The 17258-nt window shown below is 37.7% G+C and carries 18 protein-coding genes; 17 read left to right on the top strand and 1 reads right to left on the bottom strand.

Annotated features, from left to right (window positions below; genetic code table 11):
- The first annotated feature begins 1 nt into the window (after position 1).
- The 17 genes from WG954_RS03890 (at position 2) to WG954_RS03970 (ending at position 14141) form a co-directional block, all read left to right on the top strand.
- Positions 2-331, top strand: coding sequence for a nucleotide pyrophosphohydrolase (locus WG954_RS03890; protein WP_340433851.1), 330 nt, complete (start codon positions 2-4; stop codon positions 329-331).
- On the top strand, positions 331-1419 hold the full coding sequence (locus tag WG954_RS03895; protein ID WP_340433852.1) for a hypothetical protein: 1089 nt from the start codon (positions 331-333) through the stop codon (positions 1417-1419). The genes WG954_RS03890 and WG954_RS03895 overlap by 1 nt, the downstream gene beginning before the upstream one ends.
- A 32-nt stretch (positions 1420-1451) precedes the next feature.
- Entirely contained in the window at positions 1452-3305 is a 1854-nt protein-coding gene (locus tag WG954_RS03900) for a DNA/RNA helicase domain-containing protein (RefSeq protein ID WP_340433853.1), read from the top strand.
- A 92-nt stretch (positions 3306-3397) separates the two neighbouring features.
- A complete protein-coding gene (locus tag WG954_RS03905; RefSeq protein WP_340433854.1) occupies positions 3398-4024 on the top strand; it encodes a hypothetical protein in 627 nt (208 codons plus the stop codon).
- Positions 4025-4044: 20 nt separating this feature from the next.
- A complete protein-coding gene (locus WG954_RS03910) occupies positions 4045-4800 on the top strand; it encodes a RipA family octameric membrane protein (RefSeq protein ID WP_340433855.1) in 756 nt (251 codons plus the stop codon).
- A gap of 54 nt (positions 4801-4854) precedes the next feature.
- Positions 4855-6261, top strand: coding sequence for a KAP family P-loop NTPase fold protein (locus tag WG954_RS03915; RefSeq protein ID WP_340433857.1), 1407 nt, complete (start codon positions 4855-4857; stop codon positions 6259-6261).
- Between the two features lie 350 nt (positions 6262-6611).
- Positions 6612-7214 carry a TetR/AcrR family transcriptional regulator gene (locus tag WG954_RS03920; protein ID WP_340433859.1) on the top strand — a complete coding sequence of 201 codons (603 nt, stop codon included), beginning with the start codon at positions 6612-6614 and terminating at the stop codon, positions 7212-7214.
- A 46-nt stretch (positions 7215-7260) separates the two neighbouring features.
- On the top strand, positions 7261-7746 hold the full coding sequence (locus WG954_RS03925; protein WP_340433861.1) for an acyl-CoA thioesterase: 486 nt from the start codon (positions 7261-7263) through the stop codon (positions 7744-7746).
- Positions 7743-8285: a YbhB/YbcL family Raf kinase inhibitor-like protein gene (locus tag WG954_RS03930; RefSeq protein WP_340433863.1), complete on the top strand. Its 543-nt coding sequence runs from the start codon at positions 7743-7745 to the stop codon at positions 8283-8285. Before WG954_RS03925 ends, WG954_RS03930 begins: the two co-directional genes overlap by 4 nt.
- Positions 8286-8394: 109 nt before the next feature.
- Positions 8395-8916 carry a DinB family protein gene (locus tag WG954_RS03935; RefSeq protein ID WP_340433865.1) on the top strand — a complete coding sequence of 174 codons (522 nt, stop codon included), beginning with the start codon at positions 8395-8397 and terminating at the stop codon, positions 8914-8916.
- Between the two features lie 5 nt (positions 8917-8921).
- On the top strand, positions 8922-9614 hold the full coding sequence (locus WG954_RS03940; RefSeq protein ID WP_340433867.1) for an aspartate/glutamate racemase family protein: 693 nt from the start codon (positions 8922-8924) through the stop codon (positions 9612-9614).
- A 27-nt stretch (positions 9615-9641) separates the two neighbouring features.
- Positions 9642-11108, top strand: coding sequence for an APC family permease (locus tag WG954_RS03945; RefSeq protein WP_340433869.1), 1467 nt, complete (start codon positions 9642-9644; stop codon positions 11106-11108).
- Positions 11109-11164: 56 nt separating this feature from the next.
- Positions 11165-11677: a GNAT family N-acetyltransferase gene (locus tag WG954_RS03950; protein WP_340433870.1), complete on the top strand. Its 513-nt coding sequence runs from the start codon at positions 11165-11167 to the stop codon at positions 11675-11677.
- Between the two features lie 52 nt (positions 11678-11729).
- The gene (locus WG954_RS03955) at positions 11730-12089 is read left to right on the top strand and encodes a cupin domain-containing protein (RefSeq protein WP_340433872.1); all 360 of its coding nucleotides are present in this window, start codon (positions 11730-11732) and stop codon (positions 12087-12089) included.
- A gap of 63 nt (positions 12090-12152) precedes the next feature.
- Positions 12153-12737 (top strand): GNAT family N-acetyltransferase, encoded by a 585-nt coding sequence (locus tag WG954_RS03960; RefSeq protein WP_340433874.1) that lies wholly within the window; start codon positions 12153-12155, stop codon positions 12735-12737.
- A gap of 32 nt (positions 12738-12769) precedes the next feature.
- The gene (locus WG954_RS03965; protein ID WP_340433876.1) at positions 12770-13201 is read left to right on the top strand and encodes a hypothetical protein; all 432 of its coding nucleotides are present in this window, start codon (positions 12770-12772) and stop codon (positions 13199-13201) included.
- 7 nt (positions 13202-13208) lie between these two features.
- On the top strand, positions 13209-14141 hold the full coding sequence (locus WG954_RS03970; RefSeq protein WP_340433877.1) for a ketopantoate reductase family protein: 933 nt from the start codon (positions 13209-13211) through the stop codon (positions 14139-14141).
- A 141-nt stretch (positions 14142-14282) separates the two neighbouring features.
- Here the strand turns inward: WG954_RS03970 and WG954_RS03975 are convergent, their stop codons facing one another.
- On the bottom strand, positions 14283-17252 hold the full coding sequence (locus tag WG954_RS03975; protein WP_340433879.1) for a DUF4132 domain-containing protein: 2970 nt from the start codon (positions 17250-17252) through the stop codon (positions 14283-14285).
- Positions 17253-17258 lie beyond the last annotated feature (6 nt).

A 17258-nucleotide genomic window follows, 5' to 3' on the forward strand; every position in this document is an offset into this window, starting at 1 on the left:
TATGAGCGACCTGCAATTACTTACTGAGAAGATTCTTGCTTTTAGAAATGACCGTGATTGGGAACAGTTTCATAATGCAAAAGATTTAGCATTAGCATTAAACGTTGAGGCCGGTGAATTGCTGGAACTGTTTTTATGGAAAGAAGCGGAGCAGGCAGATACGACGAAGGTTAAAGAGGAGCTGGCTGATGTGCTTATGTATGCATTGTTACTTACGGAGAAATATCAATTGGATGTGAAGCAAATTATTTTGGATAAGCTGGAGAAGAATAACGAGAAGTATCCTGTTGATAAAGCGAAGGGAAATGCAAAAAAGTATAATGAACTCTGATGCAGCTTGAAGCATTACTAAAATATAAATCCCTTTATAAAATAACCGGCACCCCCGAAAATTTTCTAACTGCCTTGCGATTTATGCAATGGGGATTTAATGACAAAAATTATAAGTCCTGGAAAAAAATTCAAACAGGTGATATCGTTTGTTTTCATTCCAAAGCAGAGGATTCGAAATTTATAAAGAAAGGAACCTCATGTGTTATTGGATTTGGAATTGTAGGCAACATAAAGTTTGAAACTAAAGAATTGCTTTGGATAGAAGAGTTTGAAAACCAGCAATTGATGTACCCGTATCATTTCAATTTTTCTGAAATAACATTTTTTACAGATGTAATAGTTGATGATACATGGGATTCCCAAACACTAAATAAAAGAGAACGAACAGCTGAGCTTATCAATAAGTTGTTGCAGAATGGAATCCCTTTGAGAGAACTGCCAGGATTTAACCAAATGGGCTCGTTTTCTATTTTAAAGTCAGTTAATTCCGCACTACTATTTCAAAAACCAAAGGTGTTTTCTGTTTTTGACAATGAAAATGATGAGGTTCAAACTAATTCGCCACTTGAAAAAGTTGAACTAGCCGAAGAAATTTTTAGAAAAGCGACTTCACTCTCTGTTAGTGATGAGGTGCAACAAAAAATTATAAATAAGAAAAGTGTTACAACAACAAAAGACCTGACGTTACTTGAAAGGGCTGAGAAAGAACATTTTGAAACATTGCAAAGGACTTTACTTTTTTTTAAGGATAAAGGCTTCGAAACATATTCAAATAAATATGTTGACTTATTTGCTATAAAAAATGATGAGTCGTTTTTGGTAGAAGTAAAAAGTCTGGAGAATAGAAATTTCAGAAGCCAAATGCGAAAAGCAATAGCACAGCTTTTTGAATACAATTATTTTGAAATCCAGAATTTCCAAAACGAAAGAAATATATTAGAACTAAATAATACAAACCTGCTTGTGACTTCAAGAAAACCAACACAAAAAGAATACATAAATTTTATAAATTCACTTAAAATTGAAATGGCCTATCGTGACAATGATGGAATTGTTGGCATAGGTACCAGAAATAGCTTCATTTAGACTTGCTATAACCCAAAAACACACCGCCAACCATGATTGTATACCAAGCTACCAAAGCTGAGTTTTCTGACGACGTTTTAGACGATCGGATTGATTTAAAAATACTAGAGTTTTTCAAAAAAAACTTAAAGCAAAGTACTTCAAAACAGGAGATAACTGCCTGGAAGAATTCCATGATTTACATGGATAAAGTCCTCAATGATTCTGAATTGCCGGATGACTGCGGCGTGGCTATTGAATACCAGCTTCCACAATCTGCCAAGCGAATTGATTTTATTTTGACCGGACTCGGAAATGACAATGAAGAGTATGCAATCCTTGTTGAGTTAAAGCAATGGAGCGAAGCAACGCTTTCGGATAAGGATGGTGTTATCAATTCATTTGTTGGTGGAAATATCCGTGAACTCACCCACCCTGCTTACCAGGCATGGTCTTATGCCAGCTTACTGCAGAATTTTAACCAGACTATTGAAGAAGAAAAAATTCAACTGCAACCCTGTGCCTATTTACATAACTATATAGCAGATGATGTTATCACGAATGAATGTTACCAAGATTATATTGATAAAGCTCCTGTGTTTTTAAGAGGTGATGCTGTTAAGCTACGCAACTTTATTAAACAGTTTGTAAAACATGGAGATAAGACAAACATACTTTACCGAATTGACCAGGGTAAGATAAGACCATCGAAGATGCTTGCTGACAGTATGGTTTCGATGCTGAAAGGCAATTCTGAATTTGTGATGATCGATGACCAGAAAATTGTTTATGAAACGGGGATTTCTTTGTCCGTTAAGGCAAGTGAGAAGAAGAAAAAAGTGCTGATCGTAAAAGGAGGGCCTGGAACCGGAAAGAGTGTTGTTGCTATTAATCTTTTGGTAGAGCTTACAAAACGTGGACTTCTTGCACAATATGTTTCCAAGAATGCAGCACCCCGTTCTGTTTATGAAAATAAGCTGACGGGTACATTTAAGAAGACAGTTATCTCTAACATGTTCAGTGGTTCGGGTGCTTTCATTAGTACCGGGGCTAATACGTTTGATACATTGATTGTTGATGAAGCACACCGGTTAAATCAGAAATCAGGCTTGTATGCTAATTTAGGAGAAAACCAGATCAAGGAAATTATTGATGCTGCTAAGTGTTCCATTTTCTTTTTGGATGAAGACCAGCGGGTAACGTTAAATGATATTGGTTCGTTCAAGGAAATTTATAAATGGGCCTCGAGGGTGGATGCAGAAATTGTAGAGATGGAGCTTTCCTCTCAATTTCGTTGTAATGGGTCGGATGGATATCTGGCATTTCTTGATCATATCCTTGATATTCGAGAAACGGCAAATACATCACTTGATGGGATTGATTATGACTTTAAAGTTTTCTCTGACCCGAATGAAATGCGTGCAGCTATTGAGGAGAAAAACAAGATCAACAACAAATCGAGAATGGTGGCAGGGTATTGCTGGGAATGGAACAGCAAAAAGAACCCGCAGTTGTACGATGTGGTGCTGCCAGAATATGATTTTAAAATGCAGTGGAACTTAACAACGGATGGCAGTCTTTGGATCATTAGCCCAGAATCGATTAACCAAATAGGGTGTATTCACACTTGCCAGGGCTTAGAGGTTGATTATATTGGCGTGGTGATTGGGCCGGATTTAATTTACAAGGACGGCAAAGTGTTAACTCAACCTGCAGCAAGAGCGAAGGGAGATAAATCTGTTTTTGGCTACAAGAAATATATGGAACGACACCCGGAAGAAGCAAAGGCAACATTACGTTCCTTGATAAAAAATACTTACCGGACTTTGATGACAAGAGGAATGAAGGGTTGTTATGTGTATTGTGTAGATAAAGAGCTTGAGCGATACTTAAGAAGTGCTCTTTAAAAAAACATTTATTTTAGGTAGTCAATTGATTAATCCAAGTTGAATATAATATTTACTGCAGGTTATATTCATCATTGTAACAAACACATCTTATGCAATTTGAATTGGATGACTTAGGGATACAACATACATTAAACATTGTGGGTCATTTAGATATACTTCAAGTGATAGAAGGTCCGCCAATTGTTTTTCTAATAGATGAAAAGCATCATGATCAATCTATTAAAATCAATGTTTTAAATGCCCGAGAATTAATCAAATTTGCGAGTGTAGAGGTGATTGGCGTTGAAAGTCATGAGGGTGGCTTTGAATGGGATGAAAGTGATGAAACATATTATGAGGAATTTAATGATGGTAATATAAATAATCAACAAACTAATACATGCCCCGAATTCGCTAATTCATTAAAAGAATTATTGATCACTAATATTTACGGAGTTGAATGCCGTGGTATGTTAAATAAAATTGAATGTGATCTTTTTGACCAAAGTTTATTTGATGCAAATTCTATTGTAAATCATCCTCTGCAACTAGGACGATCAAAACACTTTATTCAAACATTGTTTGGACATAAAATTCGAAATAATAAAAAAGGTAACTTGTTACTGAATTGCGGAAGCAATCATAATTCGCACATAGAACAATGGATAAAATCAGGAGAAATAAATGCAATTACAAATCATCCAGCAAGTTATATCAGATTGAATGCCTTCAAGTAAACCCAACAATTTAAATTATAATGAATCCAAAATCAGCGAGCCAAGAAGCACTAGACTATAAAAAGAAGACTGAATTTGAGAATGCTTTAAAGCAAAGGAACTTTGAAATAGATCTATTTTGGAAGAGAAGTTGGTTTTTCGGTGCTTTGATCATTGCAGAAATAGCAGCTTACTATAAGTTGAAGGTGGATTATAATGAAAATTTTCCTCCTGTTACTATTGCTTTCTTAACATGTCTTACTGTTTTAGCACAATGCCTTATGAACAGAGGTAGTAAATACTGGCAAGAGCGTTGGGAATATATGACTATGAATAGAGAAGCTGCCCTAAATCTTGAATTGACAAGGTTAAAAAAGTTTGATGATGAAACTCTCAATTCGTGGTTATATAAACATTATAAAGACGACGATAGAAACGAATGGTTTTTTATCGATGCTTCAATCTTAGCAAAAGATGATAATCTATTGACTAAGGCTCGAAGGTTTTCAGTTTCAAAAATCACTTTTCTTGTTTGGGATATAATTTTAATAATTTCGGTTTTATGTTGGTTTAATGAATCACTTGGTCTATTATCATCGACCCCAAATTGGATATTCACTATAAAACTCTCTATATTCTACTTTATCATTCTGGCTTATATTTTCCTTTTCTGGAGAAATGGAAGTGTTTATGAGAATTACAAACAGTCTATTGCTGATTTAGGAAAAGAAAAATTAAAAGAAGTAAATAGCAACTACGCAAATGGAAAAATAAGTACCACATTCCCTTTACAATAAAGAAATCTATAAAACTTATTATACTATTTGTCTAACCATTTAATGGCTCCGTAAATGCAAATAAAACATAAAGAACTTACGATTACATCTGAGAAACCTTTTGAACATTGCAGACTCGAAAGGAAAAAGTATGCAGAAGTACTTACTAGCATTGTAAGCACCTATGAAGATGGATTTGTTTTAGCCATTAACAATGAATGGGGAACAGGCAAGACCACATTTGTAAAAATGTGGGAACAACACTTGAAGAATCAGCATTTCCATACTCTATATTTTAATGCTTGGGAAAATGACTTTGAGATTGATCCACTAGCTGCATTGCTTGGTGAACTGAAGAAACTATTTCCTGAAACACAAAAAACTGCTTTTAAAAGTTTATTAGAAAAAGGTTCTATCCTTACAAAAAACATCGTTCCGGCCTTAATAAAATATTTAATAAAAAAACATACTGGAAAAGAAGATTTAGCAGACCTTCTTGAAGCGAGCGCTAAAGGTGCCACCGCTCTTCTTGAAGACGAGATTAATGCATATACAACCAAGAAAGATGGGATTGTTGAATTTAAAAGAGAGTTAGAAAAATACATTAGTGAGAGTGCCAAAGCAAAACCAATAATTTTTATCATTGATGAGTTAGATAGATGTCGACCAAGTTATGCAGTGGAAGTTTTAGAACAAATGAAACATTTTTTTAGTGTACCTGGAATTGTTTTTGTTTTATCAATTGACAAAGAACAACTAGGGAATGCGGTAAGGGGTGTCTACGGTAGCGAGCAAATAAATGTTAATGAATATCTTCGAAGATTTATTGATGTTGAATATAGCCTTCCTAATCCAACCATTAGTGCCTTTTGTAAGTATTTATTTCATTACTATGATTTTGACTCATTCTTTAAGTCGACAGAAAGAAATTTCATAACAGAATTTCATAATGACGGCAAGTCATTTTATGAGTTTTCTTCTCTACTGCTTGAAGAAAAGAATTTGACACTCAGACAAGTTGAAAAACTTTTTTCGTACTCAAGACTTGCACTTAACTTATTTAGCAAGGATAATTATATTTTTCCAAGTACTTTTCTGTTTTTAATTTATCTAAAAGACTACAATAATAAAATATATCAACAGATTAAACTTAGAAAATATGATTTGCAACAATTTGTTGATAATACTTGCATACTACTCCCCTTTTTAAATACTGAAGAATATTCAAACTATTTTTCAAAAATAGAGTCTTTACTGATTCTTACTTATTATAATTATTTAAAACAAAAACAATCTAGTATTAAGTTATTGATTCAACAACCTGATTATAAATTCAGGCTGAATATAAAATCATCAATTAAGACTGACGATTCAGACTCATTACTTTTACGATATTTAGAATCTTATAGATATAAGGACTTTTATAACATTGGTATTGATCATTTGATATATCGTATTGATTTGCTAGAAGAAATAAAATAAGAATTTAGAAAGAAGCAGAAACAAGAGCCGAGGGAAATGGTTAAACTATTTCCTTTTTGGAAACGGTGGCCGAGGTGAAATTATAAAACTGCAACTCAACGAAAATTTCGAGCAGTTAAAAACGTATTACGCTGGCCAGTTCACTTATATATGAATGATATGGATTATTAATTGTTCAGCCCATTGGAGCAATATTGCTGAGGTGTTCCGGAAAAATGCTGTTAGTAAAAAGAACCAGTGATTGAAGGTGGTTGTAACTATGCCAGCAGACGGGAGGATTTTTCTTTTTAAAATGCAACCATTAAAAAAAATATACCAATCGGTATTTATTTTCCTATATTTGTTTTGCTATGAACGATGCACTTTCAAAATCGGAACGGACGAAGCAATTTATCATTGAGAAAACAGCCCCTGTTTTCAATGCAAAGGGTTTTGCCGGTACCTCACTTACCGACCTCACAAAAGCAACCGGATTAACGAAAGGAAGTATTTATGGAAACTTTGAGAACAAAGATGAAGTGGCGCTGGCGGCGTTTGACTACAACTTTGCAAGGATAACTGCGTATATGAAAGCGAAGATACTGGCATCGGAACATTCCATTGACCGGTTGCTGGCTTATCCGAAAGTATACAGGGATTTTTTAAAGATCCCTTTTCTGCAACCCGGCTGTCCGATTTTAAATACATCAACTGAAGCGGATGATACGCACCCCATGTTAAGAGCGAGGGCGGCGGAAGCTTTGGCCTTCTGGAAAAAGTCGATTGAGAACCAGGTGAAAAGAGGAATTGAACGTAAGGAAATTAAGGCGGGAACAAATGCCACTGCGGTTGCAGTTATTATGATGTCGATTATTGAAGGCGCCATTATGCAGGCCAAGGTAACGGGAAAATCCACGGAGTTAAAAATAGCAATGGACTACCTGCAGCAACTGATTAACGATTTACGTGTTTGATTTTTTTTGCACTAAAATATACCGATTGGTATAAAATAAAAAATGTATGACTGAACTGAAAAAGGTTTTAGAAAGTAAAAAGAAAATCCGCTTTCATGATTGTGACCCTTACAATCATTTGAACAACTCACGGTATATCGATTATATCGTAACTGCCAGAGGTGATCAGTTGCTGGATAACTACCAGCTTGATATTTACAAACTGGCGGCGGAGCAGGGCATTGGCTGGGTATCGGCCCAAACACAGATCTCTTATCTGTATCCCGCCTACCTGATGGAAGAGGTGGTGATACAAACTCAACTACTGGCATTTTCTGAAAAGAGTTTGCTGCTTGAAGCGTTTATGTGGAACAACAGCAAGACCATCTTAAAGGCTGTGATGTGGACGAAGCTTGTGCATTATCATTTAAAGGCACAAAAAAGTTATGCGCATTCAGATGAATTGCTGCAGCTGTTCGGGCAGGTAGTAAACCCGCTGCCTGCTGCTATGGATTTTGAAACAAGGATAAAAAGTTTAAAACAAACCACATGATACCATTACTATTAGTTGTTGCTGTTCTTGCGGGAAAAGTATGCAGCTCACAAACCTTTACACTTAAGTCGAGAGATTTAGGTGGACAGGCAACGCAAAAGCAGATACTTCCGGGATTTGGATGTACCGGTGAAAATATCTCTCCTCAATTATATTGGGAACAGGCACCGGCCGGTACGAAAAGTTTTGCGGTTACCATGTATGATGAGGATGCGCCAACCGGCAGTGGCTGGTGGCATTGGTTGATATTTGATATCAATAAGTCTGTTACTGAACTTTCATCAGATGCAGGTAATAGTAAAAGCAAACTGGCGCCAAAAGGTTCGGTACAAAGCAAAACAGATTTTGGCCGGGAAGGTTATAGCGGGCCCTGCCCTCCTGCCGGCAGCGGGTTTCACCGGTATGTGATCACTGTATATGCTTTAAAGGTGGAGAAACTTGGACTGGATGAAAACGCAAGCCCGGCAATGGTTGGGTATTACCTGCATGAGCACACAATACAAAAAGCATCCCTATTATTTTACTATAAGCACTCATGAGTGAATGATGGCAGCAGACCATTTTTGGAAGAAAAGAAATGGTTTGTCTGAACACTTATGTACAGCCATGAAAAGACCGACTGCAGGTAATTTATAAAAGAATACGCCAATGAAATTTGAATTAGAGGAGACGCTTAAAATTATTGAGGCAACACCTGAAACGCTTTATGTATTGCTTCATGGTCTTTCACGGGACTGGATATATGCCAATGAAGGCGAACATACCTGGAGTGCTTTTGATGTGGTTGGGCATTTAATTGTTTGTGAGAAAACAGATTTTATTACCCGAACAGAAATCATTCTTTCTGCATCTGATAACAAATTATTTCCTCTTATTGATATGACGGCCCAGTTTGAACTGAATAAGGGGAAGAGTATAGCTGAGTTATTACAGGAGTTTCAACAACTCAGAAGAGAGAATATCAAAAAATTACTTGCCTTTGAGCTCACAGAAAGTGATTTTAAGAAAACGGGGATACATCCAAAAATCGGAGAAGTAACACTTGCTGAATTACTTGCCGGCTGGGCCGCCCACGATCTGAATCATCTTTCACAGATAGCAAGAGTAATGGCAAAGCAATACAAACATGCCATGGGGCCATTTATGGAATTTGTAAGTATAGTAAAATAAATACAATGAAAACAATCGGACTTGTAGGTGGTATCAGCTGGACTTCAACCATTGACTATTACCGTTTTATTAATGAGGAAACAAATAAGGTGCTTGGCAGTTTAAACTTTGCCGAATGCATTATCTATTCTGTAAACTTTGAGCATTTCAGAAAAAGTAATGCTGCCTACAACTGGGATGCCACATTCGAATTATTATTAAAGGCTGCGTTGCATTTAGAACAAGCGGGTGCCGAGGTACTTCTGTTAGGTGCAAACACAGCGCATATTGTTGCAGACAGAATTCGTGCATGTGTACAGCTGCCGCTGATTGATATAAGGGAAGCTACCTCTAATGCCATTCATGAAAAGGGACTTAAAAAAGTTGGATTGATGGGAACATCCTATACAATGGAACTTGATTTTTACAAAGAGAAACTTTCAGCAAGTGATATTGAAGTTCTAACACCTTCAAATAAAACAGACAGGGATTATATAGAAGAAACGCTTGTGCATGAGTTAGGCAGAGGAATCCTGTCAGAAGAAACCAAAAAAAACTATTTGACGATTGCCAACAGGTTAATTGCGGAAGGTGCGGAAGGAATTGTATTAGGATGTACTGAAATTCCACTCATTATTCAACAAGCCGATCTGCCTGTACCTGTTTTTAATACCACGCAGATTCATGCAAAAGCAGCTGTTGATTTTGCCTTACAGTAAATGACGTTCATTGATTAAAGAAGTAACATGTATTTCAGAAAATTTCTACGGCGAAAGCCTCTTGCTGCTTATAACGATGACATCAAGACAAGCCAGTTAAAAAGAACATTGGGTAAATGGGAGTTAACCGCCATTGGGGTTGGAGCAGTTATTGGTGGTGGCATTTTCGTTTTAACAGGTGTAGCAGCTAATCAATATGCCGGACCGGCGTTGGCTTTGTCGTTTGTATTGGCCGGGGTTGGTTGTCTGTTAGCAGCTTTGTGTTATGCTGAGTTTGCAAGCATTTTACCTGTTTCGGGATCGGCTTATGCATATTCTTACGGAACGGTTGGCGAATTGTTTGCGTGGTTTGTTGGCTGGAACCTGATACTTGAATACATGATGGGCGCTACTACAGTTGCAGTGAGCTGGTCGAAATATTTTATAAAGCTGCTGCACTTATGTGGAATCTCTAACCTTCCTGTATGGTTACTTAATGACCCCATAACGGCGAAAGAGGAGGCAGCAAGACTTGGCACTACGGCTCCTGTTTTTTCCATTAATCTGCCGGCTGCTTTGATTGTATGGGTTGTTACGTATATTCTTGTAAAAGGGATTAAAGAATCAGCAAGGGCAAATAATTTAATTGTTGCATTGAAGGTAGCAGCTGTTTTGTTTGTGATTGTTGCAGGAGCGTCATATATCAATCCCTCCAATTGGGAGCCGTTTGTACCCAACAGAATTGTGGATAGTTCGGGCATGAGCCACTATGGAATGCCCGGCGTTATCACCGCAGCAGGAATTGTATTTTTTGCTTTTATCGGATTCGATGCGGTGTCGACACAGGCACAGGAAGCTATTCATCCTACTAAAGACATTCCGTTTGCAATTATTGCTTCATTGATCATTTGCACCACATTATACCTGCTGGTTTCATTGGTGCTGACAGGCATGGTTAACTATACATCAATTGAATTGGGTGCACCGGTGGCATCGGCCTTTGAAGCTGTTGGTTTGAGGTGGGCGTCGTTGTTAGTAACGGTTGCAGCCGTTGTAGGTTTGATTTCTGTGATGCTGGTGATGTTACTATCACAAACAAGAGTTTTCCTGAACATGGCCAAGGATGGATTGCTACCTTCCAAAATTTTTGCTGCTATTCATCCTGAATATAAGACCCCATGGAAAAGCACCATTTTGTTAGGCGCCATTGCATCGCTGGTAGCTGCAGTAACACCAATAGAGAAAGCAACGAAGATGACAAGTATCGGTACACTGCTGGCTTTTGCAATGATCTGTTGTGCAGTACTCATACTCAGAAAAAAGCAGCCTGATCTTCACCGACCCTATAAAGTGAAGTACCTGCCATGGGTTGCCTCACTGGGATTTCTCTTTAATGTTTTGCTGATGTTGAGCCTTGACAGTGCCACCTGGCTTCGATTGATCATATGGAGTGCTGCCGGACTTCTGGTTTACTTTTTATATAGTGCAAAGAACAGTAAGCTTTCTAAAAAATAAAATCAACCAATCTTATTCTGCGGTCAAAACTTTTCACATGAATAAAATGATGAAACATGCAAACGAGAATAATGCCTGCTACGGCAGCAGATTCAGACACTATTTGCCAACTATTTGAACAGGCGATAGCCTACCAAAAAGAACATAACTACATAGGTTGGGAAAGCTATGACAAATTGCGTATCGAAAAAGATATTGATGCGCAACTGTTATTTAAGATCTTGAGTAATGATCAGGTAGTTGGCATCTTTACTATTTATTACAGCGATCCATTAATCTGGAGAGAAATGGAAAAAAATGATGCGATCTACATACACCGTGTTGTTTTGAACAGGAAATTTCAAGGTATAAAACTGTTTAAATTGGCACTTGACTGGACGATGGAACATGCCCGTGAAAGAGGATTGAACTATATACGGATAGATACGTGGGCAGCAAATGAAAAAATTATCAGCTACTATAAAAATTATGGTTTCCGGTTTATTGAGAATTATACAACCGGTGACACTGAAGAACTACCTGTACCACACCGGAACCTTAACGTAACATTACTGGAGTTAGCTGTGTAAGCTTTTCAGCAACTGATGATTGTTATATGAATAAAGAAATAATACTTGCAATATGGAGAAAGTAAATATCATCGACGAACTATCGACCATTAAAAAATACTGGACTCAAAAAATTATTGGGGTTGCCAATGGTCAATTAATCAAACTTGCAAAAGGAGTTGGTGAAATAAACTGGCATAAGCATGACGATCAGGATGAGTTGTTTCTCCTTTACAAAGGACATTTGACTATTCAGCTAAGAGATCAAGCTATTGACCTGTACCCCAATGATCTGTTCATTGTTCCTAAGGGAGTGGAGCATTGTCCGAAAGCAGACGGTGAAGTTGAATTTTTGATCATGGGAATAAACATCACATCGAATGCTGCTGGTGGACGCCCAAGTAACCGGACGTTTAATGATTCTTCAATTTAGCGTGATTGTATAAAATGAACGTAAACCTGACTAATTCAGGATTAAGTAAAAAAATACCGGACCATGCAATTTAATTTTGACCAGGATATTCTACTTGAAAGCGAACATCTCTTATTAAGACCGCTTTCTGTAGCTGATATCGAAAACCTGTTGGGTGTTGCCACAGCGGATAAATCGTTGTTGCAGTTTTCTCCTAAGCAGGTTTATACCAAGGAGCTTTTGTCGGAATATATCAGCGAAGCTATGCTGGCAAGAGTTGCTAAAACCAGATATCCGTTCAGTATTTTCAATAAGACTTCGAATTGTTATGCAGGCAGCACTTCATTTTTGAATATTTCCAATGCCGATGACCGGCTTGAAATCGGAGCTACCTGGATAGACAGGTCGTTTCATGGCACCGGATTGAACCGGCAATGTAAGTTCCTGTTGTTGCAGTATGCGTTTTATGAAGCAGGAGCTCACCGTGTAGAATTCAGAACTGATGAGCGGAATATACGTTCGAGAAAAGCGATTGAGAAAACAGGTGGGGTTTTTGAAGGGATTTTAAAAGAGCACACTTTAATGTATGATGGTTTCAGGCGTAACACCTGTTGTTACCGGATTTTAAAAAGTGAGTGGGAACAGATGAAACCTTCGTTTATACTATAAAATAGTTAACCTTAATTACAAATTTTATTGAAATGGAAACAAACAATCTGCTTCTTATACATGCTGTTAAAGTAATTGAATATCGATTTATAAAAGCTACAAACGGTTCAACAGAAAGTTTCGGTGACTTTAAAATCAGTGAGCATACACGAACGCCGACTGAAATCATCAACCACATGTTTGACTTAGTTGCCAAAACAAAGTCGTTGATTGTTGATGGACATTTTAACATAGCTCCCATCGAATTGTTCGATTTTGAACAGGAGAAAGAACGTTTACTATTTGGCTTGAGGGATTTGCAGACGATTATTAAAATAGCTGAAATTGATTTTGAAATAATAAAAAAAATACTTCAAGGGCCTGTCATGGATATCACAACACATATAGGTCAAATAGCAATGCTGAATGGACTGCATGGCAATAAAATACCCAAAGAGAGCTACTATGATTCAATTATAAATTAGTGCTGCAATGAAAACGCAGAAAACAATTTACATTATTGGTGCAGGGGCAATAGGAAAAGCCCTTGCAACATTTCTGAGTTATGAAGGAAAAGAGGTAATTATTCTACGGGGAAGTGTTGACGATCATTCAGACTACGTTGAGAAAATTAGTATTGAATTGAATAACAGTGCAGAGATACAAGCCGATTTGAGGATCAGTACGATCAGTAATGTTTCACAGTTAGATGGAATTGTTGTTTTAACCAATAAATCATACGGGAATCAACGTCTTGCGGGATTGCTTAAAATGAAGATTAAGAATTCGCCAATCATTCTTTTACAAAATGGTCTGGCTATTGAGGAACCATTCATTCATGAGGGATACAGTCAAATCTACCGATGCGTTCTTTTCGCTACAAGTCAATTTTCATCAATCAATAAACTAAGGTTTAAGCCGGTTGCAGTTTCACCTGTTGGCGTAATTAAAGGGGATTCAGAAACACTGTTCATGATCATCAACGCAATAAACACTACCTGGTTTCGCTTCATTGCGGAGCAGACTATTCAACCTGTTATCTGGACAAAAGCAATTGTAAACTGCGTTTTTAATTCTATCTGTCCGCTTTTGGAAACTGATAACGGAATTTTTTACCGGGATAAAGAGGCTCTGCATATTGCAAGGAGAATCATTGCCGAATGTATCGCTGTCGCTTCATTGCATGGAGTTATTTTAGATATAAAAAAAGTAGAGGAAAGTCTTTTGCTAATAAGCAGGGAGTCTGAAGGCCAGCTTATTTCCACTTATCAAGACATTGCCAATAAACGACGAACAGAAATCGACAGCCTGAATTTTACATTTGTTCATCTTGCAGATGAATTGAAGAAACACGAGCTGACAAAAGAAACGAAGTTGTTGGGTGAATTGATTAGGATAAAATCGGGACTTAACTGCAATTTTTGATTGACTTGAGATTTTAGCTACCCCCGGCGAACCTTATATTATTAAGTAACTGAATTTGAGCTGTTAAAACAGTAATATGCAGCTAATCCTGTCGCACATTTAGTAACAATTTGCGACGGGATGATGAGTAAAAAGGCATTGTTACGACTTCGCTGTTTCCACCTGCTTAATCGCTTCAATTGCCGCCAGCATCTCACTCATAAAAATAGGAGGAAGCTGATCAAAGGCAACCAGTTTTTCATCTTCTTCATTCTTAGGATAGGTATCCCACTTGGTTGTGGTTTTAGTTTTATCAATTACATAAAGTCGGCCAAGTTTTTCATCCATCCCCCAGCCATAACCGGCACCCACGCCTTCCACTTCCAGAATTGCTTCGAGCTTTTTCTCGAAATACAATAAGCGCATCGACTCAAGCATACCACCATCTCCGGTGGGTCCTTTGTGCCAGCCATAACGTTCCAGTGTGGAGCGGATGGAACCTGTTTGCATATGTCTGCCTTCGTATTGATGCAGGATGGTTGTGTGCAGATTAATTGCTGAGAGATCGGGTATCTTCCGATCGAGCTGCGGAAATACCTGGTCTACTTTTTCATCAAATAAAAACTGTTGCCATTGTTGTAGAACAGCCGGCGCAAGTTGTGTGGGATGAACCATGCCGATCATTGCCTCGTCAGGTATCGATACTTCATCATGATTCACATCAATCAATGAACTGTCTTCGTTGCAGGTGAAGGTGGTTTCAATTGTATGTTCGTTTGCATACACAGCCCACACAAGTTTCGTGGCATAAATAAACATCACAGGGTTGTTGAGGAAAAAAGCCTGCCATGCATCAAAGCTCCAGCGGCGCTGCACAATGAGATAATACTCCATGCGTGGCGATTGTGATTTCACCACATCTCTTACTTCTTTGGCAATAGCTTTAAACTCTTCTTTCAACGCTGCATCAGCCGCAGCAGGAATTGCTTTGAGTTGTTTATTGTCTTCATTAAAGAAAGCAAGTTTAAACTTACTGTCAATAAAGGCCCGGTACTCTTCATTGCCAATGGTAAAGCTTTTGTATAAGCCGTCAAATCCAAAGTCGGGTACAATACGATCACCCAATTCATGCGTGCTGATGTTCAGTTCTTCGGCCGCCTGCTCTAATGCAGCCAATGCTGCTGCGCCTACGTTTGCTTTTTTGCTTCTGTATTTACGGCTATACCATTCTACCCAACGAAGGGCTTTATCGCTTCCCTGTAAAGCGAGGGCACCTACTCCATGTTCTGCCATTTTGTAACGGTTCTCCTCCATCCAGTTGTTGATGGTCGCCCTTATTTTATCTACAACCTCATCGTTACCCAATAAAGCAGCTAATGCCATCAGGTATTTATGTTCGGGTTTAGCGCCTTTCTCTTTATACAGTTTGATCAGTTCTAATGCAAAAGGGGCTGCTTTTTCTTTATCCAGGAATTGGAGAATATACCTTGCTTCCATATCACTCCGCATACCCTTCACCCTGCTCATACGATATAACAGAAACCGTCTTTCATCTTTGCTCAGTTCTTTACCTGTTGTATAATACAATGATGGCAATTCATCTTCATCTAACCAGGCTTCAACTGGTTTATTAAGTTTGCCTCTTTTCCTGGCAGCTTCTACTGTATCAGCAATTATTTCCAAACTTGCCTTTGTTGGCAAATGATCAGCTATCGACCCTAATAAAATATCTCTTGCGTTATCGTTTGTTTCACTATTAATAACTTTCATAACTGCATTCATTGCTTCTTTTGACGAAGAGTAACTGAGAATTAAAGCAGCAGTTTGCCTGGTATCAGCATTTTTACTTTCCAATAAATCAATTGCTCTCTCTTCTGCGCCTGCATCTTTTTCAGAAAGCACTTTCGCTACCAATTCACGAACCGGCTTTGATTTGCTGTTGACCAAACTCCATATAGTTTGTAAATATTGATTGGCATCAAAATGTTGCTGTATAAACCCTACCACTTCCCTGGTATAGTCAATTCCACCAGTAGTAGTTTCTGTCTTTAAAGCAGATTCAAAATAGATAAATGAATCTTTTTGCAAATGCTGGTACAGGATGCGGAGTACTTTGGCATGTATGAATACTTTACTGTTCACCCACTTATCAATCAACTCCACCGCTTTATCTTTCTCAATCAGCAAAAGCAAATGAACGGCACAGGCTGTATAAGGCAGATAGCTTATATATGTATCTGTAAACTCCTGCATGTGGAACCCATTCTCCCATTTTTCTTTAAGATGATTGTCACTGCAATATTCAATATACTGACGAGCCATTTGAACTACCAGTTCTGTAAATCGTTTTGAATCTGCTTCATACAATCTGATTGCAGAAGAAAATTTTAATTGTAGTGTTTGAATATTTTGATTTTGCTGATTGGTAATAAAAGAACGGATAGCCGGTAAGTACTGACCTTGCTTATAGTCCATAAAAAATACTACCGGGTTATTTCTGTCTGAATGTAAACCATAGAGTGCATACTCAACAGCAAATTCAGAAGAAGCCTCTTCCAGTAAAGTAAAATAGAAAAAACTCCAGTCATTGTGCCAGGAGAGGTATCCCTGTGTGGGGTAAATAAGTTGCTTTGCATTCTTAATATGGTTTAGTAAGAATTGTTTAAGTGGCGTATCATGAATAGCAACCGACTTTGTACTTCCAAAGCCAATCGAAAAGACAAGATGTTGAAAAATTTCATCATCGTTCATGCCTTGCTTTCTGAATTGATTCAATGCAGCCTGAAATGCCTCGTCTGATGGATTGTTGTATACGTACAGGAGCAACCAGCCATTTAAGTTATGTTGCATATAAGGAAATAGTACCGGATGATAAATAACATCCAACACTAATTGCTCCTTTGCAGGAGGATTAACTAAGTCGGTTAACAGGTTAATGACCGTACCCCAATGATAAATCATATCATCCAGCTGAAAACCGCTTAGAGAATTTGACTTACCCGTTAAATAATCGGATATAACTGTATAGTTTAAGCTGCTTTTAAAATCTGCATTCTGTGGAAAGTACATTGGCCATTCTTCCCGAGGTGTAACTAATGCCCTCTCTATCTCTTCAATCGTAAATGTGTTCATAGCTTA

It is taken from the genome of Lacibacter sp. H375 (assembly GCF_037892425.1).
Classification (GTDB): Bacteria; Bacteroidota; Bacteroidia; order Chitinophagales; family Chitinophagaceae; genus Lacibacter.